Source organism: Bradyrhizobium sp. LA6.1 (assembly GCF_040547805.1).
GTDB classification, from domain to species: domain Bacteria; phylum Pseudomonadota; class Alphaproteobacteria; order Rhizobiales; family Xanthobacteraceae; genus Bradyrhizobium; species Bradyrhizobium barranii.
On sequence record NZ_JBEPQK010000004.1, the window covers coordinates 223142 to 249097 of the forward strand.

Genomic DNA, 25956 nt, shown 5'->3' on the forward strand with positions numbered 1-25956 from the left:
AGCTTCCATCGTCCAATGAATAATGGCACCCTCTGCATGCATAAATGTTATGGATGGAATTGGGGATGGCGCGGATCAATTCGCGGCAGGTGGAGGCCTTCCGCGCGACGATGCTGACGGGCAGCGTGACTGAGGCGGCGGCGCTGATGACCGTGACGCAGCCGGCGGTCAGCCGGCTGCTGCGCGACCTCCAGGCGCTGCTGAAAATGGAGCTGTTCGAGCGGCGCGGCACTGGCCTCGTGCCGACCGCCGCGGCGATGGCGCTCTATACCGAGGTGGAGCGCTCCTTCGTCGGGCTCGAACGCATCACGGCGGCCGCCGAGGAAATCCGTGGCCGCCGCACCGGCTCGCTGCGCATCGCCGCGCTGCCGGCGCTGTCGAACGGCTATCTGCCGCGGCTCGCCGGACATTTCCTGAAAGAACGGCCCAACCTCAACCTCGCCTTCTTCGGCGTGATCTCGCCGATCGTGGTCGATTGGGTGCTCAACAATCAATGCGACATCGGCTTTGCCGAGGTGCCGATCGCCCATTCCGGCCTGCCGAGCCAGCGGCTGCCCGCTTTGGCGCGCGTCGCGGTGCTGCCGACCGGTCATCGCCTCGCGGAGAAGCAAGTTCTGGAGCCGCGCGATTTCGAGGGCGAGACGTTCATCTCGCTGTCGGCGGGATCGTCGAGCCGGCATCTCGTCGACCAGGTCTTCCATCGCCACGACGTCCGCCGTGTGCTCAGGGTCGAGACCACGCTGTCGGAGATCATGTGCGGCATGGTGTCGTCGGGATTAGGCGTCGCGATCTGCGATCCCTTCACCGCGCAGGAATTTTCCACCCGCGGCGTCGTCGTGCGCCGCTTCCTGCCGCGCATCGACTTCGAATTCTCCGCCGTTTTTCCGGCGCAGCGCAGCCCCTCGCCGGTGGCGCTCGATCTCGTCGAGACCATGCGCAAGGCGCTCGTTGAATTCGAGGACGACGCAACGCTCAGCCGTTGAACGCGGCCTGCGCCTCCGGCAGGTCCCAGATCTTGCCGATCGCCGCACTGCCCGCCGCCGTGATCGCCGCTTCATCGGCGCCGAGATAGCCACCCTCATCGACCAGCATGCGGCCGTCCACCATGACCTGATCGATGTTGGCGCGGTTGGCGAGCGCGATCAGCGCGCGGCGTGGGTCGAACAGCGGTTGAAGATGCGGATGGGTGAGATCGACGACGGTGAGATCGGCGGTCGCGCCGGGCTCGATCCGGCCGAGATCAGGCCGATTGATGACGTCGGCGGCGACTGCCGTATTCGCTTCGATCAGCTCCGGCGAGCTCGCGACATCGGCGCGGGCTGAGGTGACCTTGGAGATCAGCGACGCCGCATTGAGCTCGCCGAGCAGGTCCATGTTGTAGCCGTCGGTGCCGACCACGGTGCGCACGCCGTGCTCGGCGAAGCGGCTGAACGCCGCGGTGACGCCGGCGCGCGCGAACACGCGCGGGCAATTCAGCACGGTCATACCGCGCGCGGCCATCAGCTTGAGATCGTCGTCGGTGCTGAACATGCAGTGCGCGGCCATCAGGTCGGGCGCGAGCAGGCCGAGCCAGTCCAGATATTGCGCCGGCGTGCGGCCGCCATAGCGCTTGCCGATGGTCTCGACCTCGGCACGGCTCTGCGCCATGTGCGTCGTGATGGGCACGCCAAGCTCGCGCGCCCGTGCGGCGCAGGCCTTCAGCAGATCGGGGCCACAGGTGTCCGTGGCGTGCGGGCTCATCGCAAGACTGATGCGGCCGTCGCCGCGATTATTCCAGCGCTGATAGAGCGCGTCCCACGTTGCCATGTCGGCGGTGCCGTCGTCGCCGGAATAATGCACCACGCCGTCAGGTCCCGCCTTGGCGTCCGACGTCGAGAACAGATACGGCGCGCCATAGAAGCGGATGCCCATCTCTTCGGCGGCATCGAACATCTCCGGGATCGAATTGCGGAACGGCTCCATCACGGTGGTGGCGCCGCCCTTGAGGAGCTGGAGGATGCCGAGCCGCGCGACCGCGATGCGCTCTTCCGCCGACAGGATATCGGCACCGCGCTTGGTCAGCGGCAAGAGCACCGTATAGACAATGCTCTGGTTGTTCTTGCGGCCGTTGCCGTCCTCGGTATGGCTGCGCGCCACCGCTTCGGAGAAGCAGTGATTGTGCAGATTCAAGAGACCGGGCAGCACGAAGCGGCCGGGGCGATCGTAGATCTCGTCCGCGCGCGGCCTGTCGCGCGTGACCGCGGCAATCTTTTTGCCTTCGATCAGGACCCAATGGTCGCGCAACACGTCCTGCGCGCCGTCTTTCCGTGACAGCACATAGCTGCCGAAAATTGCTGTGGTGCTCATGCGGGGCGCACGTTCCAGAAGACGGCGGTGCCGTCGAGAATGCCGGTGATGGCTTTGCGATAGGCGGTCGGCTGCTTGTACAGGCCGATCGGAATATAGGGGATTTCGTCGAACGCGACCGTCTGGATTTCGCGGCAGATGCGCTGCTGCTCGGCAAGCTCGGAGGCGGCCAGCCACTGGCTGCGCAAGGGCCCCATCCTCTCGCTCGCGTACCAGCCGGCGACCTTGCCTTCGCCGCGGATGTTGGTGTTGCCGGCCGGATTGAGCCAGTCGATGCCCTGCCAGTTGCCGACCGCGGCGCTCCAGCCGCCCTGCCCGATCGGGTCCTTCTTGAGCTGGCGCTGCAACACGACGGCGAAATCGAGCCCGGCATATTCGACGTTCATGCCGGCCTTGCGCAAGCTGTCGACCGCGATCTCGCCCAGCGGCTTCTGCGCCAGCGAGTTGGTGGGGACCAGCACTACGATCTTCTCGCCATTGTAGCCCGCGGCCTTCAGCTCGGCCTTGACCTTGGCGTAGTCGCGCGGCCCGCGGAACACGTCGAGGCCGACGTCGCTCGCCATCGGGGTATCAGGCGCGAAATAGCCGATCGGCGAGACCTGGAACGCCGGATCGGTACCGGCCACGGCCGTCATGAACGCGGATTGATCGATCGCACCCAGCAGCGCGCGGCGCACGGCAGGATTGTCGAAGGGCGGCTGCAGATGATTGAGGCGCAGCATGCAGGCGTAGCCTCTGGGGTCAAGGATGCGCGTCTCGATATCGCCGGCGGCCTTGATGATCGGCAGCAGATCGTGCGGCGTGGTCTCCTGCCAGTCCTGCTCGCCGGTCTGGAGCGCGGCGACGCCGGTGCCGGCATCGGGCGTGGTGGTCCAGACCACGCGGTCGTAATGCACGATCTTCGGACCCGCGGTCCAATCCGGTTTGCCGTCGGTGCGCGGCTGGTAGCGCTCGAATTTGGCATAGGCGTTGCGGGCACCCTGCACGCGCTCGTCGGCGAGATAGCGGAACGGGCCACTGCCGATCACCTCGGTCAGCGGCTTGAACGGGTCCTGGCTCGCCAGCCGCTCCGGCATCATGAAGCAGGGATTGATCGCCGCTTTGCCGAGCGCCTGCGGCAGCAGCGGGAACGGACGCTTGAGGCGGAAGCGGATGGTGCGGTCGTCGGCGGCCGAGAGCTCGGCGGTCGCCTCCAGCAGCTCGCCGCCAAAGCCGTCGCGCGCCGCCCAGCGGCGGATGCTGGCGACGCAGTCGCGGGCCAGCACACGTTCGCCATCGTGCCAGAACAGGCCATCGCGCAAGCTGAGGTCCCACTGCAGCAAGTCAGCGGAGATGGCGTGGCCCGACAGCATCTGCGGCGAGACCTGGAGCGAGGAGCTCATGCCGTAGAGCGTGTCGTAGACCATGAAACCATGGTTTCGCGACACCTGCGCGGTCGAATAGATGGGGTCGACGAAGGCGAGGTCGATGACGGGAATGAAGCGCAAGGTGCTCTGCGCTTCGGCGCGGACGATGCCCGGCAGCGACAGCGCCGGCATTGCTGCGGCAGCCTTGAGGAGCGAGCGGCGGGAGATCGGCATGACAAAAGGCTCCTGAAGGATCTTACGTGTTCAACAACACCGCGCCGATTGCAGCGGCGACCGCCTGCTGCGCCGGCTCGATCACGGGCACACCGATCGCATCCGCGATCGCCGCGCGGTGCGAGGCCATGCCGGCGCACCCCATCACCACGACATCGGCGCGGCATTGAGTGACCAGCGCGCGGCCGGCATCGACCAAGCGGCCGCGGATATCGGCGCCTGCCGTTTCCGCCGCACTCGCGCCGACCGACCAGCTTCCGGCGTAACGGCTATCGACGCCCATCACCCGCGCCATGCGTTGCTGGCGGCGGATGCTCGACGGCGACAGCGCGATGATGCCGAAGCGTTCGCCCAGCATCAGCGCGCGAAAGATTCCGCATTCGGCGATGCCCAGCACCGGGCGTCCGCCGGCGGCCTCACGCACCGCATGCAGGCCGGGATCGCTGAAGCAGGCGAGCACGAAGGCATCCGCATCGTCACGCGTGACGCGGTTGACCAGCGGCATGACCACGCTATCGGCATCGCGCTGCGAGCTGATGCCCGGCGGTCCTTCGGCGAGGCCAACCACCTCGATGTCAGGCCCGCCGGCAATGCGCAGCGGCGCGACCGCCTCGTCGATCGCCGCCGTCACCGACGCCGAGGAGTTGGGGTTGATGACGAGGATGCGACGACGGGTCATGGTGCTGCTCAGCGACTACCGGCTTCGTGGCGCAGGAAGTTTTCCGCGATCTTCTCGCCGGTTGTGATCCAGACATCCGGGCACGACTTTGCGTAGGTCAGGAACTCGCGCAACAGGCGCAGCCGCATCGGGCGGCCGCTACATTGCGGATGCAGCACGGTCGTCACCATGGCGCCCCAGTCCCTGGTTTCGTCGAGCTCGTCCTTCCAGATCGAGAGCACATGCTCCTTGGGGAAGATCGAGCGCGGGCTGAAGCGGGCGGAGAGGCCGTGCATCCAGTCGTCATAACTCGCTGTGACCGGCAGCTCGATCGTGCCGGGCTTGCCGTCGGCCAGACGATGGCGATAAGGCCGCACGTCGTCGCGGAACGACGACGTGTAGACGATGCCGTGACGTACGAGTGCTGCGCGCAGCTCCTCGGTGAACTCGCCATAGGGCGCGCGATAGCCGGTCGGCCTGACGCCGAGCCGGCGCTTCAGCGCCTCGAAGCCGCGCTCCAGCTCCTCCTCGATCCAGGGATCGCCGGGATCGGGCAGCAGATGGTGATAGCCGTGATGGCCGATCTCGTGGCCGGCCTTGAGGATCGACTCGGCCATCGCCGGATGCGCGTCGACCGACCATCCCGTGACGAAGAAGGTCGCCTTGAGATCGAGCTGGTCGAGCAGCTCCAACAGCTTCGGCGTGCCGACGCGCGCCTCATAGCCGCCATAGCTCATGGTGATGAGCCGCTGCGCGTGCACCGCGTCCTTGCTGGTCCACGCACTCTCCGCGTCGACGTCGAAGGAGAGGAACATCGCCGAAGTGTAGGGTTTCGGCCAGGGATATTCCGGCGCGGGATCGGCGGTGTTGGCCGGAACGAGCGGGATGCTCTTGAGTGCCTTACTGTCCAGCATTGATGGTCGCCTTCTCTAATCCGTTGTCGTTCAGTTTCCACTTGGCAAGCAGGGTCTTGTAGGTGCCGTCGGCGATCAGCGCATCGACCGCTTCGAGAATGGCCTGCTGCAGTGCCTTTTCCTTGACCGGCAGGGCGATGCCGGTGAATTGCTGCGCGATGGGCTCGCCCACGGGCGCATAGGCGCCGGGTTCGAGATCCATAATGTAGGGCAGCGTCTCGTTGCCCTGGGCCGCGGCATCGATGCGGCCCTGCCTCAGCTGGGTGCGGGCGTCGGCCGAGCCGTCGGTGCCGATGAACTGGATCGGATTGCTGCCGCAATTCTTCTCGCTCCACGCCGCGATCTGCGCCGGGAACATGGTGCGGCGGCTGGCGCCGACCTTCTTGCCGCAGAGCGATGCCGCGTCCTTGAACTCCGCCTTGCGCGACTGCTGCACGAAGAACTGCGGACCGCTCCTGAGATAATCGACGAAGGACGCGATGTCGTGACGGCTCGCGTAGTCCGTGAAACCGGACAGGATGGCGTCCACCCGCCCGGTCGAGATCGACGGCATGAACTCGGCAAAGCTCGTCTCCTGCCATTCGATCTTGACGCCGAGCTTGCGGCCGATGGCTTCGCCGAGATCGATGTCGAAGCCGGATAGCGCGTTGGTAGCGGGATCGCGGAATTCCATCGGCGGATAGTTCGGCACCAGCGCCACCTTGAGGCTGCCGCGCTTGGCGATCTCCGCCGGCAGCTCGATCGCCAATGCCGAAACGGTCATGACGCCGAAAAGCGCCGCCGCAACCCAAAGTCTCTTCATCAACACGCCCCCATCTCAGATCACCGCCGAAAGAAATGCCCTGGTGCGCTCCTCGCGCGGCGCACCCAATACGTCCGAGGCGCGCCCCTGCTCGACGATCGCGCCCTGGTCCATGTAGACGACGCGGTCGGCGACCTCGCGCGCGAAGCCGAGCTCGTGCGTCACCACCATCATGGTCATGCCGCTCTTCGCCAGCTCCTTTATGACCGCGAGAACCTCGCCGACGAGTTCCGGATCGAGCGCGCTGGTCGGCTCGTCGAACAGCATCAGCATCGGCTTCATGGCGAGCGCACGCGCAATCGCCACGCGCTGCTGCTGGCCGCCGGAGAGCTGCGCGGGATACCAGTCCGCCTTGGCGGACAATCCGACGCGCCGGAGCAGTTCGAGCGCCTCCGCGCGCACCTCGTCGGACTTGCGCCCCTGCACCTGAAGTGGACCTTCGATGATATTCTCCAGCGCGGTCTTGTGCGGAAACAGGTTGAAGCGCTGGAACACCATGCCAGTCTTCAGCCGCTGCCGCCCGATCTCCCGCTCGCTGAGACGGTAGAGCTTGCCGCTTTGCTCGCGCACGCCAAGCAGCTCGCCGTCGAGCCAGATGCCGCCGGCATCGATCGCGGCAAGCTGGTTGATGCAGCGGAGCAGCGTGGTCTTGCCGGAGCCGGAGGCGCCGATCAAACACATCACCTCGCCGGGCCAGACGTCGAGCGAGACGCTTCTGAGAGCCTGGAACTCTCCAAAGCTCTTGCTGACGGTGCGGATCGCGACGAGGGGGTTTGTCATCGCGCCAGCCGCAATGTGCCGCGGGCAAAACGGCGTTCGAGCAGCATCTGGAGCGGCGTCAGGATCGAGACCACGAGCAGGTACCAGAGCCCGGCAACGATCAGCAGCTCGATCACGCGCGAATTGGCGTAGTAGATGTTTTCGGCGTTGTGCAGCAGTTCCGGATACTGGATGACGCTCGCGAGCGAGGTCGCCTTCACCATGCCGATGAACTCGTTGCCGAGCGGCGGGATCACGACGCGCATCGCCTGCGGCAGGATGATCCGGCGCAGCGCGCGCAGCCGCCCCATGCCGATCGCCTGTGCCGCCTCGTATTGCCCGATGTCGACCGACAGCATGCCGGCACGCATCACCTCGGACGTATAGGCGCCCTGGTTGATGCCGAGCCCGAGCAGCGCGGCAAGGAACGGCGTCATGACGTCGACCGCGCGCGCAGACCACAGGCCGGGAATGCCGATGGTCGGAAACACCAGCGCGAGGTTGAACCACAACAGCAGTTGCAGGATCAGCGGCGTGCCACGGAACAGCCAGGTGTAGCCGGCCGCGACCGTCTTCAGCACCGGATTGGGCGACAGCCGCATGACCGCGACGACGACGCCGAGGACAATGCCGAGCGCCATCGCCAGCACCGCCATCACCATCGTGTTGACGATGCCTTCGAGAATGACTTTTGCGGTCAGGAAGCGGCTGACATAGGACCATTCGATCTGACCGCCGGCGAAGGCGCGCACGATCACCGCCAGCACGAGGACGATCAGCGCCGCGCTGAGCCAGCGAAACCAGTGCGGCTCGCGCGCGACCCGCATCCCCGACAGATCAGGGAAACCCTCCGCGAGTGCCGGCACCGGCTTCATTGCGGCGCCGCATTCAGCATGGGCTGGGCCACCGCGTTGGCCCCCAGGCCCCATTTGTCGAGAACGGCCTTGTAGGTGCCGTCGGCGATCATCGCCGTGAGCTTCTCCGTCACCACCTCGCGCAAAGCCGCATCGTCCTTGCGGAACATGATGCCCTGGTAGCCTTTGGCGAAGGGCTCGCCGACGACGCGATATTTGCCGGGCTCCTGCGTCTGCGCGTAAGGCAGCGTCTCGCTGCCCTGCACTGCGGCGTCGATGCGGCCCTGCTTGAGCTGGTTGCGGACGTCGATCGAGTTCTCGCCGGGGACGTACTGAATGGCCGGCTTGCCGGCCGGCTCGCAGTTCTGCTTGCTCCACTTCTCGATCTCGACCGGGAAGCTGGTGCTGCGGGTGGTGCCGACCTTCTTGCCGCAGAGATCGGTCGCGTCCTTGGCCGCATTGTCCGCCATCACGAAGAACTGCGGGCCGGTCGCGAGGTAGTCGACGAAATCGGCGGTCTCGCGCCGTGAGGCGCGGTCGGAGATGCCGGAGATGATGAAGTCCGCGCGCCTGGTCTGGAGCGACGGGATCAGCTCGGCGAACGGCGTCTCGCTCCAGACGATTTTTACGCCAAGCCGCTTCGCAAGTTCGTTGGCCAGATCGACGTCGAGCCCGACGAGCTCGTTGGTGGCGGGATCGCGGTACTCCATCGGCGCGTAGGTGGAGTTGACCGTGAGCTTCAACGCGCCCGCCTGCTTGATCTCCGCGGGAAGCTCCGCCGCTTGCGCCGACGTTACGGTAGCCAGTACTGCGAGACCGAGAGAGAGCGAGAGGCGTATCATGTCAGCTCCTTTGCCAACGTTTTGCTTTGAGTCCTTTGCCAGCGCCGTGCCAGTCAGTCCGCGTCGAGAACGGCCGGCTCGATGACGCCAGCGCGTTCGGTGATCACCCTGTATTGCTCCGGCCGCCGGTGGGCGGCGAAGTTGAACATCTTGTCCTTGCCCTGGCGGCAGAGATCGAGATCGATGTCGGCGACGATCACCTCGTCGGCCAAAGTCTGGGCTTGCGCAACGATGCGGCCATTGGGATCGACGATGCAGGAGCCGCCGATCAACCCGGAGCCGTCCTCCTCACCCGCCTTCGCCACCGAGATCGCCCAGGTCGCGTTCATGTAGGCGTTGGCCTGCGTCACCAGCGTCGAGTGGAAGGTGCGCAAGGACGCGTCTTCGGTGACGCCGCCATTGGGATCGTAGGCGGCCGAATTGTAGCCGATGCAGACCAGTTCAACGCCTTGCAGGCCGAGCACGCGCCAGGATTCCGGCCAGCGGCGGTCGTTGCAGATCATCATGCCCATGATGGCGTGGGCCCAGGCTGATCCGGCGCGGAAGGCGGGGAAGCCGAGGTCGCCATATTCGAAATAGCGCTTCTCGAGCTGCTGGTAGCGCGCGCCTTCGCGCGGCTCGACCGAGCCCGGCAGATGCACCTTGCGATAGCGGCCGAGGATCTCGCCGTCGCGATCGACCAGGATCGCGCAATTGTAGCGGCGGCCGTCCGGCGTCAGCTCGGCATAGCCGACATAGAAGCCGACACGCAGCGCGCGCGCACGGTCGAACAGCTTTGCCACCGCCGGGTTCGGCATGCCGCGCTCGAAGTAATGGTCGAGCGCGGCGCCTTCGAGCAGCCAGCGCGGGAAGAAGGTGGTGAAGGCAAGCTCGGGAAACACCACGAGGCTGGCGCCGCGGCCGGCGGCCTCCTCCAGCATGTCGAGCATTCGCGCCAGCGTATGCTCGCGCGTATCGGCTTTTTGCGTCGGCCCCATCTGTGCGGCGGCGGCGCGAAGGACACGAACCAAGATTGCCTCCAATATGTGCGCAGTGCTGCCTCAATGGGCGAATGAACCCTTTGATGCGACGTGCAAATCCGCAGCCATTACGCGGAAGCGGGGCTGCAAAATCAATTCGTTCTGCTATGATGTTTTGGCCCAGAGTATAATCGGCAGTGATATGAACCTGCGTCAGCTCGAGATCCTGCGTGCCGTCATCCGCCATCGCACCACGGTGGCGGCGGCGGACGAACTGGCGCTGTCGCAGCCCGCGGTCAGCAACGCGCTGAAAACGATGGAGACGCAGGCGGGCTTTGCGCTGTTCGAGCGCGTCAACAACCGGCTGTTTCCGACCGCGGAGGCGATGGCGCTCTACAAGGAGAGCGAAGCGATTTTCGCGCTGCACGCCAAGCTCGAGAACCGCGTCCGCGATCTGCGCGAGAACCGCTCCGGCCATCTCGCTCTCGTCGCGACGCCGCCGCTGGCCTACAGCATCATCCCGTCGGCGCTCTCAAGCTTCCTTCGCCGCCGCCCGGAGACGCGGGTGTTCTTCGACGTGCGGCGCTATGAGGGCATCATCGAGGGGGTGCTCAGCCGCGTCGCCGAGCTCGGCTTCGCGCTGGGGCTGACGCATCATCCCGGCATCGCGCATGAGGTGGTGCACACCGGCGAGATGGTCTGCGTGCTGCCGCCGCGGCATCCGCTTGCCGACAAGCCGGTGATCTCGGCCGCCGATCTCTCCGGCATGCCCTTCATCGGGCTCGAGCGCGGTACGCGCCTCGGTGAGGCCGTGCGCGACAGCTTTGCCCGCGCCGGTGCGCCGTTCCAGCCGACCGTCGAGGTCCGCTACTGCAACACGGCTTGCGTGCTCGCCGCCGCCGGCGTCGGCGCCGCCGTGGTCGATCCGTTCTCGCCGCGACAGAACGGCGGCAGCGGCCTCGTGGTGCGGCCGTTCACGCCCACGACGCACGCCGTCGCCTATATGCTATGGTCGGAAGCCGAGCCGCTGTCGCGCCTGGCCAAGGCGTTTCTCAACGAGGTCCGGAAAGAGAGCGCACTGCTGGCGCGCCCAGCGCCACACCAGCAACATGGGGCAGAAAGCGACTGAGCTTCGCAACCTTTTGACCCGGGGGGCACATGGCACGCATCACCATCATCGAGACCGGACAGGTCCCGCAGAAGTACCGCGAGCAGCACGGCTCGTTTCCCGACATGTTCGAGCGCATGGTCCGCGCCGAGGATCCGACCGCCACGGTGGACGTCGTCAGCATCCCCAATGGCGACGCACTCCCCGACCCGAGCAAGCTCGAGGCCGTGCTGATCACCGGTGCTGCCGCCGGTGTCTATGACGGGCTCGACTGGATCGCGCCGCTGGAAGATTTCGTGCGCACGGCTTACGCCAACAAGACGCCGATGGTCGGTGTCTGCTTCGGCCATCAGCTGATCGCGCAGGCGCTCGGCGGCACCGTGCAGAAGTCGGAGAAGGGCTGGGGCATCGGCCGCCACGTCTATCAGGTGCTGCCGGAGAACGGCGTCGTCGACGGCAAAGCGGTTGCGATCGCCGCCTCGCATCAGGACCAGGTGGTCGAGCCGCCCAGCGATGCGCTGACGATCCTCTCGTCCGAATTCACCCCGCATGCCGGCCTGCTCTACGCCAACGGCACCACGCTGACCGTGCAGCCGCATCCGGAATTCGACGTGGAGTTTGCGCAAGTGTGCTGCGAGCTCCGCGACGGCAAGGCGCCGGAGGATGTCGTTGCGACCGCGAGGGAGTCGCTGGCGGAGCCGATGGACAACGCGAAGCTGGGTGGGGCAATCACGCGGTTTTTGGCGCGGCGCGCGGCGCCTTAATTCAAGGTCCTCGCCACGCGCACCTCTTCCCTTCTCCCCTTGCGGGAGAAGGTGGCGCGAAGCGCCGGATGAGGGGTTGCCTCAGCGCACTCAATAAGAGTCGGACTCGCGGAGGGAGACCCCTCACCCGTCTCGCCGCTGCGCGGCGAGCCACCCTCTCCCACGGGGGGAGAGGGTGCAGCGTGCTCGCTGCACTATCTCCGCAAGCCTCAGAACGGATCCGTCCCCAGCCCCGGCACATCCGCCGGCCGCGGTCCCGGCGCCGGCCAGTGAAACCGGCGGTCCTTCTCGGCAATCGCGATATCGTTGATCGACGCCTCGCGCCGCCGCATCAGCCCGTGCTCGTCGAACTCCCACTGCTCGTTGCCGTAGGAGCGATACCACTGGCCGCCCGCATCGTGCCATTCGTACTGGAAGCGTACCGCGATGTGGTTGCCGTCGAAGGCCCAGAGGTCCTTGATCAGGCGGTAGTCGTGCTCCTTCTCCCATTTGCGGGTGAGGAACGCGACGATGGCCTCCCGGCCCTGAAAGACCTCGGAGCGGTTGCGCCAGCGGCTGTCCTCGGTATAGGCGAGCGAGACTTTCACCGGATCGCGCGAATTCCACGCGTCCTCGGCCATGCGCGCCTTTTGCGCGGCGGTCTCACGGGTGAAGGGTGGAAGTGGCGGGCGCGACATGGTGGCCTCATCGGTTGGTCCGGGCCGCAATCTATCGCTGCAATTGCTGGAGTCGATAGGCCATCACCTATCGGCCGATCACTTATCGGGTGATCAGGAAATCAGATCGGCCCTCATCAATGACCGGATCGATTTCGGGATCGGCTGGGCGCGGCCGCCGCTGATGAAGGCGACGCGCACCTCGGCCTTCACCAGCACGTCCTCGGCTCGCCGCACCTCCTGCGCCAGCATGATGGAGGCGCCCTTCACCGCAACCGGCCACGTCACGACGTCGAGCACGTCGTCCATCCGCGCGGGCTTCAGAAAGTCCAGATGCATCGAGCGCACCACGAAGGCAAAGCCCGCGCCCTCTGTTTCGACCTGGTCGAACAGCGCCTGCTGCTCGGCGCCCATCAGCCGCAGATGGTTGGTGCGCCCGCGCTCCATGTATCGGAGATAATTGGCGTGATAGACGATGCCGGAGAAGTCCGTATCCTCGTAGTAGACGCGGACCTGCATGTGATGGCGGCCGTCGCGGATCTCGCCGTCGAGATGGGCTGTCACGTCGCGAGCCTCTTCGCTTTTTGCAACCGGTCCGTTTTGCGCAAAAACAGCCGGCCGCGCAAGCGCAGGTTATGCCACGGCCGGCGTCCTTCCCAGCGTCACCTCGACGATTTCCGGCGGCACGCCGACGCGGACCGGCATGATGCTGCAACCGAGGCCGCCGGAGACGATGACGTCGCATTTCAGCCGGAAGTGACCATAGGCGAGCCGCAGGCCGTGCTGAGGCGAAACAGCCGGCGACCAGCCGAACAGGCGGACCTGGCCGCCATGGGTATGGCCGGACAGTTGCAGCGCGACGCGCGCGGGTACGAGCGGCGCGATATTGGGCTCGTGCGCGAGCAAGATGACCGGCGCATCGTCGGTGACCTTCGCCAGCGTACCCGCGAGATCGTCGGCGCCAAGCCGGTGCACGCGGCCATAGCGCTTCGCGGGATAGTAGGCGAGCTGATCGCCGAGGCCCGCGAGCCAGAAGGAGCGTCCGTCCTTGGTGAGACGCACGACGTCGTTCTCGTAGACGGGAATACCGGCCGCCTCCAGCGCGCGATGGGCGGCTGTCGGCCCGTGCCCGGCCTGCTGCACGGCCCTGTCCACCCAATAGTCGTGATTGCCCATGACGGCATGGACGCCGAGCGGTGCCTTGAGGCCCGCGAGCACCTTGGCCCATTCGCTCGACGGAATGATGCGCGTGACCTGGTGAACACCCGCGACATAGTCGCCGAGCAACACGATGACATCGGCGTTGAGCGCATTGGTGCGATCGACGATGCCCTCGATCCGCTCCAGCGACATCCAGGGATCGCAGGCATGAATGTCGGTGACGATGGCGATCTTGAGCGGAAAATCCGCCGGCCATTGCCGCGGGGTCGGGTGATAGCGGGTGACGCGGAGCCGCAGCGGCTCGATGCCGACGCCATAGGCCGCGGTCGAGACGCCGAGCGCGGACAGGCCGCCGATGGAATGGATGAGATGACGACGCGTGATCATGGAAGCCCGATGGTGATGCACCTTTGTGATGCGGTCCGATTGGAGCGGAATTGGGGTCCGCTCGTGCAGACGGCCTGCATTCGCGTGCAGACCGTTTGCACAAAGGTTACCGGAAGTTCATGACAACCGACGCACCTTGCATCACCGCAATCAGTCGTCGCTCTCATCCGTGCCGAACAGGCCGAACTGTGCCGCGGCATCGCGCGAGGGCTCGGCGATGCCGAGATGGCGGAAGGCGTGCGAGGTGAGCAGGCGGCCGCGCGGGGTGCGCTGGAGATAGCCGCACTGAATGAGATAAGGCTCGATGATGTCCTCGATCGCATCGCGCGGCTCGGACAAGGCGGCGGCCATCGTCTCGACGCCGACCGGGCCGCCGCCATAGTTCTGCGCGATGGTCGTGAGGTAGCGGCGGTCCATGGCGTCGAGGCCGGCGGCGTCGACCTCGAGCGCGCTCAGCGCATGATCGGCGATCTTGCGGTCGATCGAGGCGGCATCGGCGGCGGAGGCGAAATCGCGCACGCGCCGTAGCAGACGGCCGGCGATGCGCGGCGTGCCGCGGGCGCGACGCGCGATCTCGTTGGCACCGTCGGCGCTCATGCCGACACTGAGCACGCGCGCGCCGCGGGTGACGATGCTTTCCAGCTCTTCGATGGTGTAAAAATTGAGCCGGACCGGGATGCCGAAGCGGTCGCGCAAGGGATTGGTGAGGAGGCCGGCGCGCGTGGTAGCGCCGACGAGCGTGAATTTCGACAGCTCGATCTTGACCGAGCGTGCTGCCGGGCCCTCGCCGATGATCAGGTCGAGCTGAAAGTCCTCCATCGCGGGATAGAGCACTTCTTCCACCGCCGGGCTCAGGCGATGGATCTCGTCGATGAAGAGCACGTCGCGCTCTTCGAGGTTGGTGAGGAGTGCGGCGAGATCGCCGGCCTTGGCGATCACCGGACCCGAGGTGGCGCGAAAGCCGACGCCGAGCTCCTTGGCGACGATCTGCGCCAGCGTGGTCTTGCCGAGGCCGGGGGGACCTACGAACAGCACGTGATCAAGCGCCTCGCCGCGCTTGCGCGCCGCCTCGATGAAGATCGAGAGGTTCTTGCGCGCCTGCTGCTGGCCGACGAAGTCGGACAGCGATTGCGGACGTAGCGCGGTGTCGCCGACGTCATCGGAGCGGCGCTCGGGCGTGACGATGCGTGGGGGAGTGGTCATGCGGGCAGGATAACACGATGCAGCGGTTTCGCGAGCCACCAGCACAGGCTGGCCGGAATGACGGCGACGACGGCGAGCATCGCCGAAAGCTTCAGCGCCTCGGGCGCGGAACGGACACTCGGCACGATCACCGCCGAGGTTTCGGAGGGCACGACGAACATGCCAACCATGACGAAGCCGGCCGCGCCCACCGCCGCGGCGAGCCACGCCATCCAGATCATATTGAGATCGGCGTAGACCGCCGCCAACGCAAATATCAGGCCGGCGACGACTGCAGGAAGGAACGCGGCGAGAATCGTGACGATGGCCAACAGCACGACCGCGATCGAAACCAGGGCACGCAGTGCTTCCAGTTCGAGGAACACGAGAAACATCTGCAGCACCGCGGCGCCGAGCGCCGTTACCGTCACAGCAACCAACGCGGCGGTCGTCAGCGGCCCGACAATGGAGAAAATCACGACGATACCGGCCACGCGCGAAAGGCGACGAAACAGGGCGGCGACGGGATTGGCGTGGGCCGCGCTCACTTCGACAGCTCCTTCAGGCCTAGCCGGATGAGTTGCGCGGTCTCGGCGCTCTCGCCCGCGCTGCGCGATGCGGATGCAATAGCGGCAGCCGCCTGCGGCTGGCCGTAGCCGAGATTGACCAGCGCAGAGATCGCATCTGCCACCGGGCGCGGCGCGCGCTGGTCGTCGACGGCGCCGGCGAGATGCACGACGGCGGGATCGACATTGGCGAAAGCAGGCGCCTTGTCCTTCAGCTCGGTAACGATGCGCTCGGCAACCTTGGGGCCGACGCCCGGCGTGCGTGCCACCGCGGCCTTGTCGCGCAGCGCGATCGCGTTGGCGAGATCGGAAGGCGCCAGCGTGCCGAGCACGGCTAGCGCGACTTTTGCACCGACACCCTGCACGGTCTGGAGCAGGCGAAACCATTCGCGCTCCTGGTCGGTGCGGAAGCCGAACAGTTTTATTTGATCCTCGCGGACATAGGTCTCGATCGACAGCACCGCGGCCTCGCCGGGCGAGGGTAGATGCTGCAGCGTGCGGGCCGAGCAATGCACCTGATAGCCAACGCCGCCGACGTCGAGGAGCACATAATCCTCGCCGTAGGAATCGATCAGGCCCTTGAGCTTGCCGATCATAAGCCCACCACCTTTAGCCTGAGCGCCGTGCTCTGGCGGTGATGGGCGTGGGTGATGGCGATGGCGAGCGCGTCGGCAGCGTCCGCGGACGGCGGCTCGGCTTTCGGCAGCAATATCTTCAGCATCATCGCGATCTGGTGCTTGTCGGCGTGGCCGGCGCCGACCACTGTCTTCTTGACCTGGTTCGGCGCGTATTCGGCGACAGTAATGCCGAACATCGCGGGCGCCAGCATGGCGACGCCGCGGGCCTGGCCGAGCTTCAGCGTCGCGACGCCGTCCTTGTTCACAAAGGTCTGCTCGACCGCGGCTTCCATCGGCTTGTGACCGGACAGGACGGCGGCAAGCCCCTCATGGATCGCGAGCAGCCGGCTCGCCAGCGGCAAATCGTCCGGTGGTTCCACCGAGCCGCAGGCGACGTAGATCAAACGATTGCCCTCGGCCTCGATCACGCCCCAGCCGGTGCGGCGCAGGCCGGGGTCGATGCCGATGATGCGAACGGGGCCACGAATCGGGAGCGCAGTCATGGGCCAGTGATAGCGGCTGGCTGCGGTGGGGGAAACAGAAACAGAACGGAAGTAACAGGGGAAGTGGGGTGTCGCGATTGGGTGCCCGCGATGACGACCACAAGACACGCGGTCATACCCCGCGAAAGCGGGGTATCCAGTATGCCGCGGCTTCTCCGTTTCCCTCAGACGTCTCTGGAATACTGGGTCGCCCGGTCAAGCCGGGCGACGACAGCGGAATCCGGGGCTGGTGGCGACCTCAGCCGCCCATCTTCGCCATCAGCGCGTCCGACACCTCGAAATTGGCGTAGACGTGCTGGACGTCGTCGTGCTCGTTGAGCAGGTCCATCAGCTTCAAAAGCTTCTCGCCGGTCTCGTCGTCGACCGCGACCGTATTCTGCGGCTTCCAGATCAGCGTGGCCTTGCGCGGCTCGCCGAACTTGGCTTCCAGTGCCTTGGCGACGTCGCGATAGCCTTCGGTCGAGGCGTAGATCTCGTGTCCGCCTTCGCTCGATACCACGTCGTCGGCGCCGGCCTCGATCGCGGCATCCAGCACCGCGTCGTCGGAGGCGACGCTGCGGTCGTATTCGATGATGCCGGTGCGGTCGAACATGAAGGAGACCGAGCCGGTTTCGCCGAGATTGCCGCCCGACTTGGTGAAGAAGGAGCGGATGTCGGAGGCGGCGCGGTTGCGGTTGTCGGTCAGCGCCTCGACGATGACGGCGACGCCGCCGGGGCCGTAACCCTCGTAGCGGATCTCGTCATAGTTCTCGCCCTCATTGCCGAGCGCCTTCTTGACGGCGCGCTCGATATTGTCCTTCGGCATGTTCTCCTGGCGCGCCGCGATGATGGCGGCACGCAGGCGCGGGTTCATGTTGGGATCGGGCGTGCCCAGCTTGGCCGCGACGGTGATTTCCCGCGCCAGCTTGCCGAACAGCTTCGACTTCTGGGCATCCTGCCGCCCCTTGCGGTGCATGATGTTCTTGAATTGGGAATGTCCGGCCATGCGTGTCTCGTCAGGAATCGTGCGCCAAAGGTGAGCGTGGGAAGCGCGGCCTTATAGGCCGCCAACCCACCGGAATGAAAGAGGCTCTACGACTTTAAGGTAATACCGTAGTGCCCCGTGCCTAGGAGTCAGGCACCGTTAACCCTGATTTCATTCCGGCCTGCGAAAATAGCAACCGCCCGTTCCCCGACAAGAGTGACCTGATGGCGTTCGCATTGTTTCGGAAGCGTCTGCCCGACTTGTCCGCGCCCGTGGCACCCCCGCAGGCCGCGCCGTCGTCGGTCGATCCCGGGCTCGCCCCGGCTGCCGAGGGCGATTCCGCCCGGGAAATCCTGGAACTGCTGGAACTCGAGCTCGGCGCCATGATCCGCCAGCTCGAGCGGGCCGCCAACTCGGTCGCCGGCGGCGCGGAGGCGACCGCGGCAACACTCGCGGATATTCGCGAGCGCACCGACGCCCTCACCGGCCGCACCAATGCAGCGCAATCGACCGCCTCCACCTTTGCCCATGCCGCCGACAAATTCACCCAGTCCGCGCAAGACATCGGCGCGCAGGTGCGCGAGGCCGGCAAGCTCGCCGACGAAGCCAGCGCCGCGGCGCAGGAAGCCCGCGCCAATGTCGACCGCCTGCGCGAATCCTCCGCCGCCATCGGCAATGTCGTCAATCTGATTGCGCAGATCGCACGGCAGACGACGCTGCTCGCGCTGAACTCCACCATCGAGGCCGCGCGTGCGGGTGCGGCCGGCAAGGGCTTTGCGGTCGTCGCCACCGAAGTGAAGGCTCTCGCGGTACAGACCCAGGGTGCGACGGAGGAGATCACCAGGAAGATCGACGCGCTCCAGCGCGACGCCGCCGGCTCGGCCGACGCCGTGCACCGCATCGCGCAGGCGATCGAGGCGATCCGCCCGGTGTTCGACACCGTCAACGGGGCGGTCGCCGAGCAGAATGCCACCACCAGCGAGGTCTCCGGCAACGCGGCCAGCGCGTCGCAGTTCATCATCTCGGTCGGCGAGAGCGCGGCCGAGATCGATGCCGCGACCAAGGCGGCCGAGACCCACGGCGAGAACGTCGCCAGCGCCGGCAAGGCCGTCACCACCTTCGCGCGCAAGCTGAAATCGCGCTGTGCCGTGCTGCTGCGCCAGAGCGAGCACGACGACCGTCGCAAGACCGAGCGGCTGCCCTGCCATCTCAAGTTCGAAACCGTGCGCGGCGTGTTGCAGGTCTACGAGATCGCGATGGACGGCGTGCTGATCGGCGGCGCGGAGGCGGCGAAGCTTGCCACGCAGGCCGTCGTCGACGGCACCCTCGAAGGTGTCGGGCCCTGCCGCCTGCGCGTGATCGAGCAGACCAAGACCGGCGCCCGCGCGCAGTTCGTCAACCCCAACGCCGATCTCAGCGAGAAGATCGAAGACAGGCTCTGGTCGATCCACGAGGAGAACACCGAGTTCGTCACCCGCGCCATGGAAGCCGGCACCGCGCTGACCCGGATCTTCGAGCAGGCGGTCGCACGCGGCGAGGTCAGGATCGACGACCTCTTCGACACCGATTATGCGGAGATCGCCGGCACCAATCCGCAGCAATACCGCACGAAATATCTGGACTGGGCCGACCGCACGCTGCCGCCGTTCCAGGAAGCCTTTCTCGCCAAGGAACCGCGCATGGCGTTCTGCGCCATGGTCGACCGCAACGGCTTCCTGCCGGTGCACAACAAGATCTATTCGCATCCGCAGCGGCCGGGCGACACCGCCTGGAACACCGCCAACAGCCGCAACCGGCGGATCTTCAACGATCCGGCAGGGCTCGCCGCCGCCCGCAACCTGCGCTCGTACCTGGTCCAGAGCTATGCCCGCGACATGGGCAACGGCAACACCGTGATGATGCGCGAGATCGACGTTCCGATCCGCGTCCAGGGCCGGCACTGGGGCGGATTCCGCACGGCTTACAAGCTGTAGTGCACGCTCAGGCAAGACGCCGGCCGCGAATCATCCTTTAAGGCTGGAATTGGAATTGGAATGGGAATGCCGCGGGGAGCCGGCGCACGGCTCTGACTGGAGGACTCTCAAAACATGTCCGTCGCACAATTTGCAGTCCTCGACACCGGCTCCAACCGGACACTTGCCGAACGTCTGATCGACCAGCTCGCCGACCGCATCGGCGGCCTCGGGGTCGAGCTCGCCGACATCGCCGGTAACGTCCAGGAAGTCGCAAACCGTGTCGCGAACCAGTCCGAACGGTTCCATCACCTCCAAGAGACGGCCGAGACGATGGTCTCGGCCAACCATGACATCGCCAATGCATCGCAGGCGGTGCAATCGACCGCATCGGCGGCGGTCGGCGAGATCGCGCAGTCGCGCGGCGCGGTCGACACCGCGGTCAGCCACATCTCCGAGCTCGTCGCGGCGGTGGAGCGGATCGAGGCGCGCTTGAGCGCCGTCGGCTCGGCGCTGGCGCAGGTGGCAAAAGTGTCCGGCTCGATCGAGGCGATCGCCAAGCAGACCAATTTGCTCGCGCTCAATGCCACCATCGAAGCGGCCCGCGCCGGCAATGCCGGCCGCGGTTTTGCGGTGGTCGCAAGCGAGGTGAAAAACCTTGCGGAGGCTACCCGTGCGGCCACGCATCAGATCTCCGACACCGTACGCGATCTCGACGGCCAGATCGAAGGCCTGATCGGCGAGAGCAGCGACGCCTCGCAACGCGCCAAGACCGCCGGCGAAGGCGCCCAGCAGATCTCCGGCATCATCTCGCGGGTCCAGCAGGGTTTTGCCTCGGTGGAAGCGGAGATCGACAGCGTCACGCGCGCCGCGACCTCCAACCTCGGCCATTGCGACACGGTCATCAGCGAGCTCAACGAGCTCGCCAAGGGCGTCGACCTGTCCTCGCGCGATCTCAAGAACGCCGATCAGCGCGTAACAAAACTGCTCGACACCTCCGAAGCGCTGATCGCAATGATCGCCGACAGCGGCGTGGAGACATCGGATGCGCCGCTGATCCGCGCCGTCGTCGAGACCGCAAAGCGGATCTCGGACGAGTTCGAGGCCGCAATCGACCGCGGCGAGATCACGCTCGACCAGCTCATGGACGAGAACTACCGGGAGATCCCCGGCACCGATCCCAAGCAATACAAGACCAACTACGTCGACTTCACCGACCGCGCGCTGCCCGCCATCCAGGACCCGATCCAGAAGTCAGACCCCCGCATCGTGTTCTGCGTCGCCTGGGCCAAGGGCGGCTATCTGCCGACCCACAATCCGAACTACCGCCTGCCGCAGGGCAAGGACCCCATCTGGAATAACGCCAATTGCCGCAACCGCCGCCTGTTCAGCGACCGCGCGGTGAAGAAGGTCGCGGCCAACACAAAACCGTTCCTGCTCCAGACCTATCGCCGCGACATGGGCGGCGGACAGTTCGTGCTGATGAAGGACCTGTCCTCGCCGATCGTGATCCGCGGCAAGCACTGGGGCGCCTTCCGGATGGGTTTTCGGCAGAGCTGACGCCCGCCGCGACGGCCGCGCCTACGACCCTGAATCAAAAATCTGGAAAACAACCCCATGCACTGTAGCCGGGGCGTGGAGAATCAATGGCTTTCGCCGGCAGGCCAGGACGCAGTTTGAGACGCAGTTTGACTCGTCGGGCAAAACAGAGGCATAATACTATTATTCCGAAATTTCCATCTCCTCCTCTTCCCTTCTCCCCTTGTGGGAGAAGGTGGCGCGAAGCGCCGGATGAGGGGTCTCTATCGGCGGGCAAAGCTGCTTCGGAATGAGAGGATCATACGCGGAGACGGACCCCTCACCCGAGTGAGTCTGCGTCTACCGGCGTCGCTGCCCTCTCCCACAAGGGGAGAGGGCACAACAATGAGCCGTTGCAATTGATCCCGTGCCCGCGCTCGCCACGGCCCGACTTTCCCAATCGCACGAATTTCGTCATCGCACGAGTTTCCGCATTCGCACGACCATTTGCGGCGATCAACGATGTCTGCGACGAAAATGCGTCAAAACATGACGGTTGTCATATCAATTAGCCCAATTCCGCTGCAGCGATCGCCGCACAAATTCGTGAACGTCATGGCCTGAGGCGTCGGCAGCGCAAATATGCATCGCCAGAAATTCTGGCGCTTCATCGTTTCGCATCAGTATGATTATTGTCGCGCACGAATTCGCCGACGAGATCGCCGCAAGCGATCAAGCGAGCAAGGGGATGCTTATGGCAACAACTCTCACCATCAACGGCGAAACCAAATCGTTCGACGCGCCGCCGGAAATGCCGCTGCTGTGGGTGCTGCGCGACATCCTCGGAATGACCGGCACCAAATTCGGCTGCGGCATCGCGCAATGCGGCGCCTGCACGGTGCATGTCGACGGCAAGGCCGTGCGCTCCTGCGTCCTGCCGGTCAGCGCGGTTGCGAACCGCGCCATCACCACCATCGAACATGTCGGCAATACGCCCGCAGGCGCGAAGGTGCAGAAAGCCTGGCTCGATCTCGAGGTGGTCCAGTGCGGCTATTGCCAATCCGGCCAGATCATGGCGGCCGCCGCTCTACTGGCAACCACCTCTCATCCGGATGATTCCGACATCGACGCCGCGATGGCTGGCAACATCTGCCGCTGCGGCACCTATGTCCGCATCCGCGAGGCCATCAAGCAGGCCGCCAACGGCCGTCAGTCGTGAGGTCCGCCATGAATGCACACAACAGCCTCTCCCGCCGCACGCTTCTGACCAGCGGTCTCGCAACCGGTTTCCTGCTCGCCTTTCACCTGCCCCTACGGGCCGCCGTCAACGAGCCGGAGCAGCCGAAGGATACGACCGACGGCAAGTTCGCGCCCAACGCCTTCATCCGTATCGACGAGACCGGCCAGACCACGCTGATCATGCCGCAGGTGGAGATGGGCCAGGGCATCTACACCTCGATCTCGATGGTTCTGGCCGAAGAGCTCGACGCCGATTGGGCAAAGGTCGGGGCGTTGCACGCGCCGCCAAACGACAAGTTCTACGCCAATCCCGCCTTCGGACTGCAGGCGACGGGTGGTTCGACGTCGATCCGCGCCTGGTGGAAGCCGCTACGCGAAGCGGGTGCCAGCGCGCGCGCGATGCTGGTGCAGGCCGCCGCCGCGCAATGGCAGGTCGAGCCCGCGAGTTGCACGACGTCCAAGGGCGAAGTCATTCATGCGGCAAGCGGCCGCAAGCTCGGCTATGGTGAGCTCGCGCTGGCGGCACAGAGCCAGACACCGCCGAAGGATGTCCCGGTCAAGGACCCCAAGGACTTCGTCCTCATAGGCCAACCGCTGAAGCGGCTGGATACACCGGACAAGGTCAACGGCAAGGTCGTCTACGGCATCGACGCGATCCTGCCCAACATGAAGATTGCCGCGATCGCCAATTGCCCGGTGTTCGGCGGCAAGGTCGGCAAGGTCGATGACAGCGCAGCGATGAAAGTCGCCGGCGTGCGCAAGGTCGTCGTGCTCGACGACGCCGTCGCCGTGATCGGCGATCACATGTGGGCGGCCAAGAAGGGTCTCGAAGCGCTCAAGATCGAGTGGAACGAAGGACCGAACGCCAAGATCTCCACCAAGGACATCTGGGACGATTTACGCAAGGCCAGCGAGAAGGATGGCGCGATCGCGAAATCCGTCGGCGACATCGCCAAGGGGCTTGCCAGCGGAGACAAGTTCGAGGCGAGCTTCGAACTGCCGTTCCTCGCGCATGCCTCGATGGAGCCGATCAACGCCACCGTTCACGTCAGGCCGGATGCCTGCGAGATCTGGACCGGCACACAAATCATGACGCGCGTGCAGTCGGAGGCGGCGAAGGCCGCCGGCCTTCCCGTCGAGAAGGTGATCGTCAACCAGCACCTGCTCGGCGGCGGTTTCGGCCGCAAGCTCGAACCCGACATGGTGGTTGCGGCGGTCAAGATCGCCAAGCAGGTCGACTATCCCGTCAAGGTGGTATGGACCCGCGAGGAGGACATCCAGCACGACGTCTACCGCCCGGTCTATCGCGACCAGGTCAATGCGACCCTGGTCGACGGCAAGGTGGCGGCCTGGAAGTACAAGATCGCAGGTTCTGCGGTGATTGCCCGCTGGCTGCCGCCAGCGTTCCAGAAGGGCGTCGATATCGACGCGGTCGACGCCGCCGTGGAGACGCCCTACGACTTTCCCAACTTCCACGTCGAATATGTCCGTGCCGAGCCACCGGCTGTGCCGACCGGCTTCTGGCGCGGAGTCGGCCCGAACAACAATGTGTTCGCGTTCGAATGCGCGCTGGACGAACTTGCGCGCAAGGCCGGCAAGGATCCGGTCGAATTCCGAAGGTCGATGCTGACCAAGACTCCGCGTGCGCTCGCGGTGCTCAACCTTGCCGCGGAGAAATCCGGCTGGGGCCAACCGCTGCCGGCCCGCGTTGGCCGTGGCGTCTGCCTGCAGCCATCGTTTGCGAGCTTCCTCGCAACGGTTGTGGAAGCCGAGATCGACGACATCGGCGAGATCACGCTGCGCCGCATCACCTCGGTGGTCGACACCGGCATTGCGGTCAACCCCGATACGATCAAGGCGCAGATCGAGGGCGGGCTGATCTTCGGCCTCACCGCCGCGCTCTATGGCGAGATCACCATCGACAAGGGCCGCGTACAGCAGTCGAACTTCCACGACTACCGCATGATGCGCATCAACGAGACGCCGAAGGTCGAGGTCATCGTGGTCAAGAGCGGCGAGGCGCCCGGCGGCATCGGCGAGGCCGGCGTCAACGCCGGACCGCCGGCGCTGCGCAACGCGATTTATGCTGCAACCGGCGTGGCGCTGCGGCGCCTGCCGATCGATCGGAAACTGCTGGCTGCGGGGAAGAAGACATGAGCGGCAAGATGCGTATTCTCGCTGGCATCGTCGTGATCGGCATTGTGGTCGCGGCGCTTGGCGTCTGGATCATCCGGGGGCCCGGTCCGCTCGACTTCGCCGGCGGCACCAAGGTGGCGCTGGCGGATTATCGCGAAGGCAAGCCCACGGGCGTGCCGGCAAAGCTCGAGAAGGCAAGCCTGGTCGAGCGCGGCGAGTATCTCGCGAAGGCGGCCGACTGCATGGTCTGCCACACCAAGCCCGGCGAGAAGGAATATTCCGGTGGGCTCGGCTTCAAGCTGCCGTTCGGCACGCTCTATTCGACCAACATCACGCCGGACAAGGACACCGGCATCGGCAATTACAGCGACCAAGATTTCCTCAACGCGGTCCAGCGCGGCACGCGTCATGACGGCGCGCGGCTCTATCCGGCCATGCCCTACACGTCCTACACCTACATGACGGACGAGGACGTGCTGGCGGTGAAGGCCTATCTGTTCAGCCTGCCGGCAGTGCGCGCGAAAGCGCCCGACAACACGCTGTCGTTCCCGTTCAACCAGCGCTGGGCGATGATCTTCTGGTCGGCCGTGTTCAATCCGGACACGCGCTTCACGCCGGATACCTCGAAGAGCCCGGAATGGAACAGAGGTGCGTATCTCGCCGAAGCGCTGGCGCATTGCGGCGAGTGCCACACGCCGCGCAATCTCGGCTTTGCGCTCGACAACCGCAAGAAGTTCGGCGGCGCGATCACGGCGGGCTGGCGCGCTTTCAACATCTCCTCCGACAAGGCCACCGGCCTCGGCAATTGGCGCGACGAGGACCTGATCTCGTATCTCTCGCTCGGCCACGCGCCGGGCCACGGCTCGGCCTCGGGTCCCATGGGCGAAGCGGTCGATCGCAGCTTCAGCCAGTTCGCTCCCGAAGACATCCGCGCGGTCGTCGCCTATCTGCGCAGCGTGCCGCCGGTGGCCTCGCCCGACCTGCCTGCGACCACGGCGCCGGTCGCGCCCGCCTCGCACAAGGACGGCGTCACGGCCGACGCACGCGGCAAGATGGTGTTCGCCAGCGCCTGCGCCAGCTGCCACGGCTGGAGCGGCGAGAGCCCGGTCTCGCCGATGGCGACGCTGACCGGCACCTGGGCCGTCAACGACCCCGCCGCCACCAACGTCGCGCAGATCGTGCTCTCGGGCACCAAGCGGCATACGCCCGACGGCGCGCTCTCGATGCCGGCGTTCGGCGATGCGTATAGCGACGACGAGATCGCGGCGGTGGCGAACTACGTCACGGCACGGTTCGGCACCAAGGGCTCGAAGCTGACGGCGAAGGATGTTGCGGAGCTGCGGGAGCAGACGGCGGAGTAGTGTACGACGAGATTGACGCGTGATCGCGCGCCAATCTCCGCCGTCGTCCCGGACAAGCGAAGCGCAGATCCGGGACCCATACCCACAGGGCGGGGTTTGGCGAAGATTCGGTGTGGGAGCTGTGCCCC

Annotated in this window: 25 protein-coding genes; 8 read left to right on the forward strand and 17 right to left on the reverse strand. The window is 65.8% G+C overall.

Going from position 1 to position 25956, the window contains the following annotated elements; all coding sequences use genetic code 11:
* Positions 1–65 precede the first annotated feature (65 nt).
* On the forward strand, positions 66–983 hold the full coding sequence (locus tag ABIB99_RS11650) for a LysR substrate-binding domain-containing protein (RefSeq protein WP_028161125.1): 918 nt from the start codon (positions 66–68) through the stop codon (positions 981–983).
* On the opposite strand, the gene ABIB99_RS11655 is transcribed toward ABIB99_RS11650, so the two are convergent.
* The 9 genes from ABIB99_RS11655 to ABIB99_RS11695 are packed head-to-tail and all read right to left on the reverse strand — an operon-like array spanning position 973 to position 9765.
* On the reverse strand, positions 973–2346 hold the full coding sequence (locus ABIB99_RS11655; protein ID WP_063981052.1) for an amidohydrolase family protein: 1374 nt from the start codon (positions 2344–2346) through the stop codon (positions 973–975). The two genes, ABIB99_RS11650 and ABIB99_RS11655, sit on opposite strands and share 11 nt — an antisense overlap.
* A complete protein-coding gene (locus ABIB99_RS11660; protein ID WP_063981051.1) occupies positions 2343–3926 on the reverse strand; it encodes an ABC transporter substrate-binding protein in 1584 nt (527 codons plus the stop codon). The genes ABIB99_RS11655 and ABIB99_RS11660 overlap by 4 nt, the downstream gene beginning before the upstream one ends.
* A 22-nt stretch (positions 3927–3948) precedes the next feature.
* Positions 3949–4605: an aspartate/glutamate racemase family protein gene (locus ABIB99_RS11665; RefSeq protein WP_063981050.1), complete on the reverse strand. Its 657-nt coding sequence runs from the start codon at positions 4603–4605 to the stop codon at positions 3949–3951.
* 8 nt (positions 4606–4613) lie between these two features.
* Positions 4614–5498, reverse strand: coding sequence for a polysaccharide deacetylase family protein (locus ABIB99_RS11670; RefSeq protein ID WP_063981049.1), 885 nt, complete (start codon positions 5496–5498; stop codon positions 4614–4616).
* Positions 5485–6300 (reverse strand): ABC transporter substrate-binding protein, encoded by an 816-nt coding sequence (locus ABIB99_RS11675; protein WP_063981048.1) that lies wholly within the window; start codon positions 6298–6300, stop codon positions 5485–5487. Before ABIB99_RS11675 ends, ABIB99_RS11670 begins: the two co-directional genes overlap by 14 nt.
* 15 nt (positions 6301–6315) lie before the next feature.
* The gene (locus ABIB99_RS11680; protein ID WP_063981047.1) at positions 6316–7080 is read right to left on the reverse strand and encodes an amino acid ABC transporter ATP-binding protein; all 765 of its coding nucleotides are present in this window, start codon (positions 7078–7080) and stop codon (positions 6316–6318) included.
* Positions 7077–7934 (reverse strand): amino acid ABC transporter permease, encoded by an 858-nt coding sequence (locus ABIB99_RS11685; RefSeq protein ID WP_063981046.1) that lies wholly within the window; start codon positions 7932–7934, stop codon positions 7077–7079. The genes ABIB99_RS11680 and ABIB99_RS11685 overlap by 4 nt, the downstream gene beginning before the upstream one ends.
* A complete protein-coding gene (locus tag ABIB99_RS11690) occupies positions 7931–8755 on the reverse strand; it encodes an ABC transporter substrate-binding protein (protein WP_063981045.1) in 825 nt (274 codons plus the stop codon). The genes ABIB99_RS11685 and ABIB99_RS11690 overlap by 4 nt, the downstream gene beginning before the upstream one ends.
* Positions 8756–8808: 53 nt before the next feature.
* Complete coding sequence (locus ABIB99_RS11695; protein WP_135214723.1) at positions 8809–9765, reverse strand: N-carbamoyl-D-amino-acid hydrolase; 957 nt, start codon at positions 9763–9765, stop codon at positions 8809–8811.
* Positions 9766–9916: 151 nt separating this feature from the next.
* Between ABIB99_RS11695 and ABIB99_RS11700 the strand changes: the two genes are divergently transcribed.
* Both ABIB99_RS11700 and ABIB99_RS11705 read left to right on the forward strand, forming a co-directional pair.
* Entirely contained in the window at positions 9917–10843 is a 927-nt protein-coding gene (locus tag ABIB99_RS11700) for a LysR family transcriptional regulator (RefSeq protein ID WP_354175874.1), read from the forward strand.
* A gap of 29 nt (positions 10844–10872) precedes the next feature.
* On the forward strand, positions 10873–11586 hold the full coding sequence (locus tag ABIB99_RS11705; RefSeq protein WP_063981042.1) for a type 1 glutamine amidotransferase: 714 nt from the start codon (positions 10873–10875) through the stop codon (positions 11584–11586).
* Positions 11587–11795: 209 nt separating this feature from the next.
* On the opposite strand, the gene ABIB99_RS11710 is transcribed toward ABIB99_RS11705, so the two are convergent.
* From ABIB99_RS11710 to ABIB99_RS11745, 8 genes are all read right to left on the reverse strand, one after another.
* Positions 11796–12263, reverse strand: a complete 468-nt coding sequence (locus ABIB99_RS11710) for a nuclear transport factor 2 family protein (RefSeq protein ID WP_085401797.1) — start codon at positions 12261–12263, stop codon at positions 11796–11798.
* A 93-nt stretch (positions 12264–12356) separates the two neighbouring features.
* Positions 12357–12806 carry a tol-pal system-associated acyl-CoA thioesterase gene (ybgC, locus tag ABIB99_RS11715; RefSeq protein WP_085401796.1) on the reverse strand — a complete coding sequence of 150 codons (450 nt, stop codon included), beginning with the start codon at positions 12804–12806 and terminating at the stop codon, positions 12357–12359.
* Positions 12807–12875: 69 nt separating this feature from the next.
* Positions 12876–13790, reverse strand: a complete 915-nt coding sequence (locus ABIB99_RS11720; protein ID WP_354175878.1) for a metallophosphoesterase — start codon at positions 13788–13790, stop codon at positions 12876–12878.
* A gap of 150 nt (positions 13791–13940) precedes the next feature.
* Positions 13941–14993: a Holliday junction branch migration DNA helicase RuvB gene (ruvB, locus tag ABIB99_RS11725; protein WP_354175879.1), complete on the reverse strand. Its 1053-nt coding sequence runs from the start codon at positions 14991–14993 to the stop codon at positions 13941–13943.
* Positions 14990–15520, reverse strand: a complete 531-nt coding sequence (locus ABIB99_RS11730) for a hypothetical protein (RefSeq protein ID WP_354175880.1) — start codon at positions 15518–15520, stop codon at positions 14990–14992. Before ABIB99_RS11730 ends, ruvB begins: the two co-directional genes overlap by 4 nt.
* A complete protein-coding gene (gene ruvA / locus ABIB99_RS11735) occupies positions 15517–16134 on the reverse strand; it encodes a Holliday junction branch migration protein RuvA (protein ID WP_063981036.1) in 618 nt (205 codons plus the stop codon). The genes ABIB99_RS11730 and ruvA overlap by 4 nt, the downstream gene beginning before the upstream one ends.
* A complete protein-coding gene (gene ruvC / locus ABIB99_RS11740; RefSeq protein ID WP_247302305.1) occupies positions 16131–16658 on the reverse strand; it encodes a crossover junction endodeoxyribonuclease RuvC in 528 nt (175 codons plus the stop codon). The genes ruvA and ruvC overlap by 4 nt, the downstream gene beginning before the upstream one ends.
* A gap of 238 nt (positions 16659–16896) precedes the next feature.
* On the reverse strand, positions 16897–17643 hold the full coding sequence (locus ABIB99_RS11745; protein ID WP_354175881.1) for a YebC/PmpR family DNA-binding transcriptional regulator: 747 nt from the start codon (positions 17641–17643) through the stop codon (positions 16897–16899).
* Positions 17644–17846: 203 nt separating this feature from the next.
* Between ABIB99_RS11745 and ABIB99_RS11750 the strand changes: the two genes are divergently transcribed.
* From ABIB99_RS11750 to ABIB99_RS11770, 5 genes are all read left to right on the forward strand, one after another.
* Entirely contained in the window at positions 17847–19595 is a 1749-nt protein-coding gene (locus tag ABIB99_RS11750; RefSeq protein ID WP_354175882.1) for a methyl-accepting chemotaxis protein, read from the forward strand.
* Between the two features lie 114 nt (positions 19596–19709).
* The gene (locus ABIB99_RS11755) at positions 19710–21134 is read left to right on the forward strand and encodes a methyl-accepting chemotaxis protein (RefSeq protein ID WP_354175884.1); all 1425 of its coding nucleotides are present in this window, start codon (positions 19710–19712) and stop codon (positions 21132–21134) included.
* A 712-nt stretch (positions 21135–21846) separates the two neighbouring features.
* Positions 21847–22311 carry a (2Fe-2S)-binding protein gene (locus ABIB99_RS11760; protein WP_175617995.1) on the forward strand — a complete coding sequence of 155 codons (465 nt, stop codon included), beginning with the start codon at positions 21847–21849 and terminating at the stop codon, positions 22309–22311.
* A gap of 8 nt (positions 22312–22319) precedes the next feature.
* Positions 22320–24488, forward strand: a complete 2169-nt coding sequence (locus tag ABIB99_RS11765; RefSeq protein ID WP_354175885.1) for a xanthine dehydrogenase family protein molybdopterin-binding subunit — start codon at positions 22320–22322, stop codon at positions 24486–24488.
* Entirely contained in the window at positions 24485–25828 is a 1344-nt protein-coding gene (locus ABIB99_RS11770) for a c-type cytochrome (RefSeq protein ID WP_354175886.1), read from the forward strand. The genes ABIB99_RS11765 and ABIB99_RS11770 overlap by 4 nt, the downstream gene beginning before the upstream one ends.
* The last annotated feature ends 128 nt before the right edge of the window (positions 25829–25956 follow it).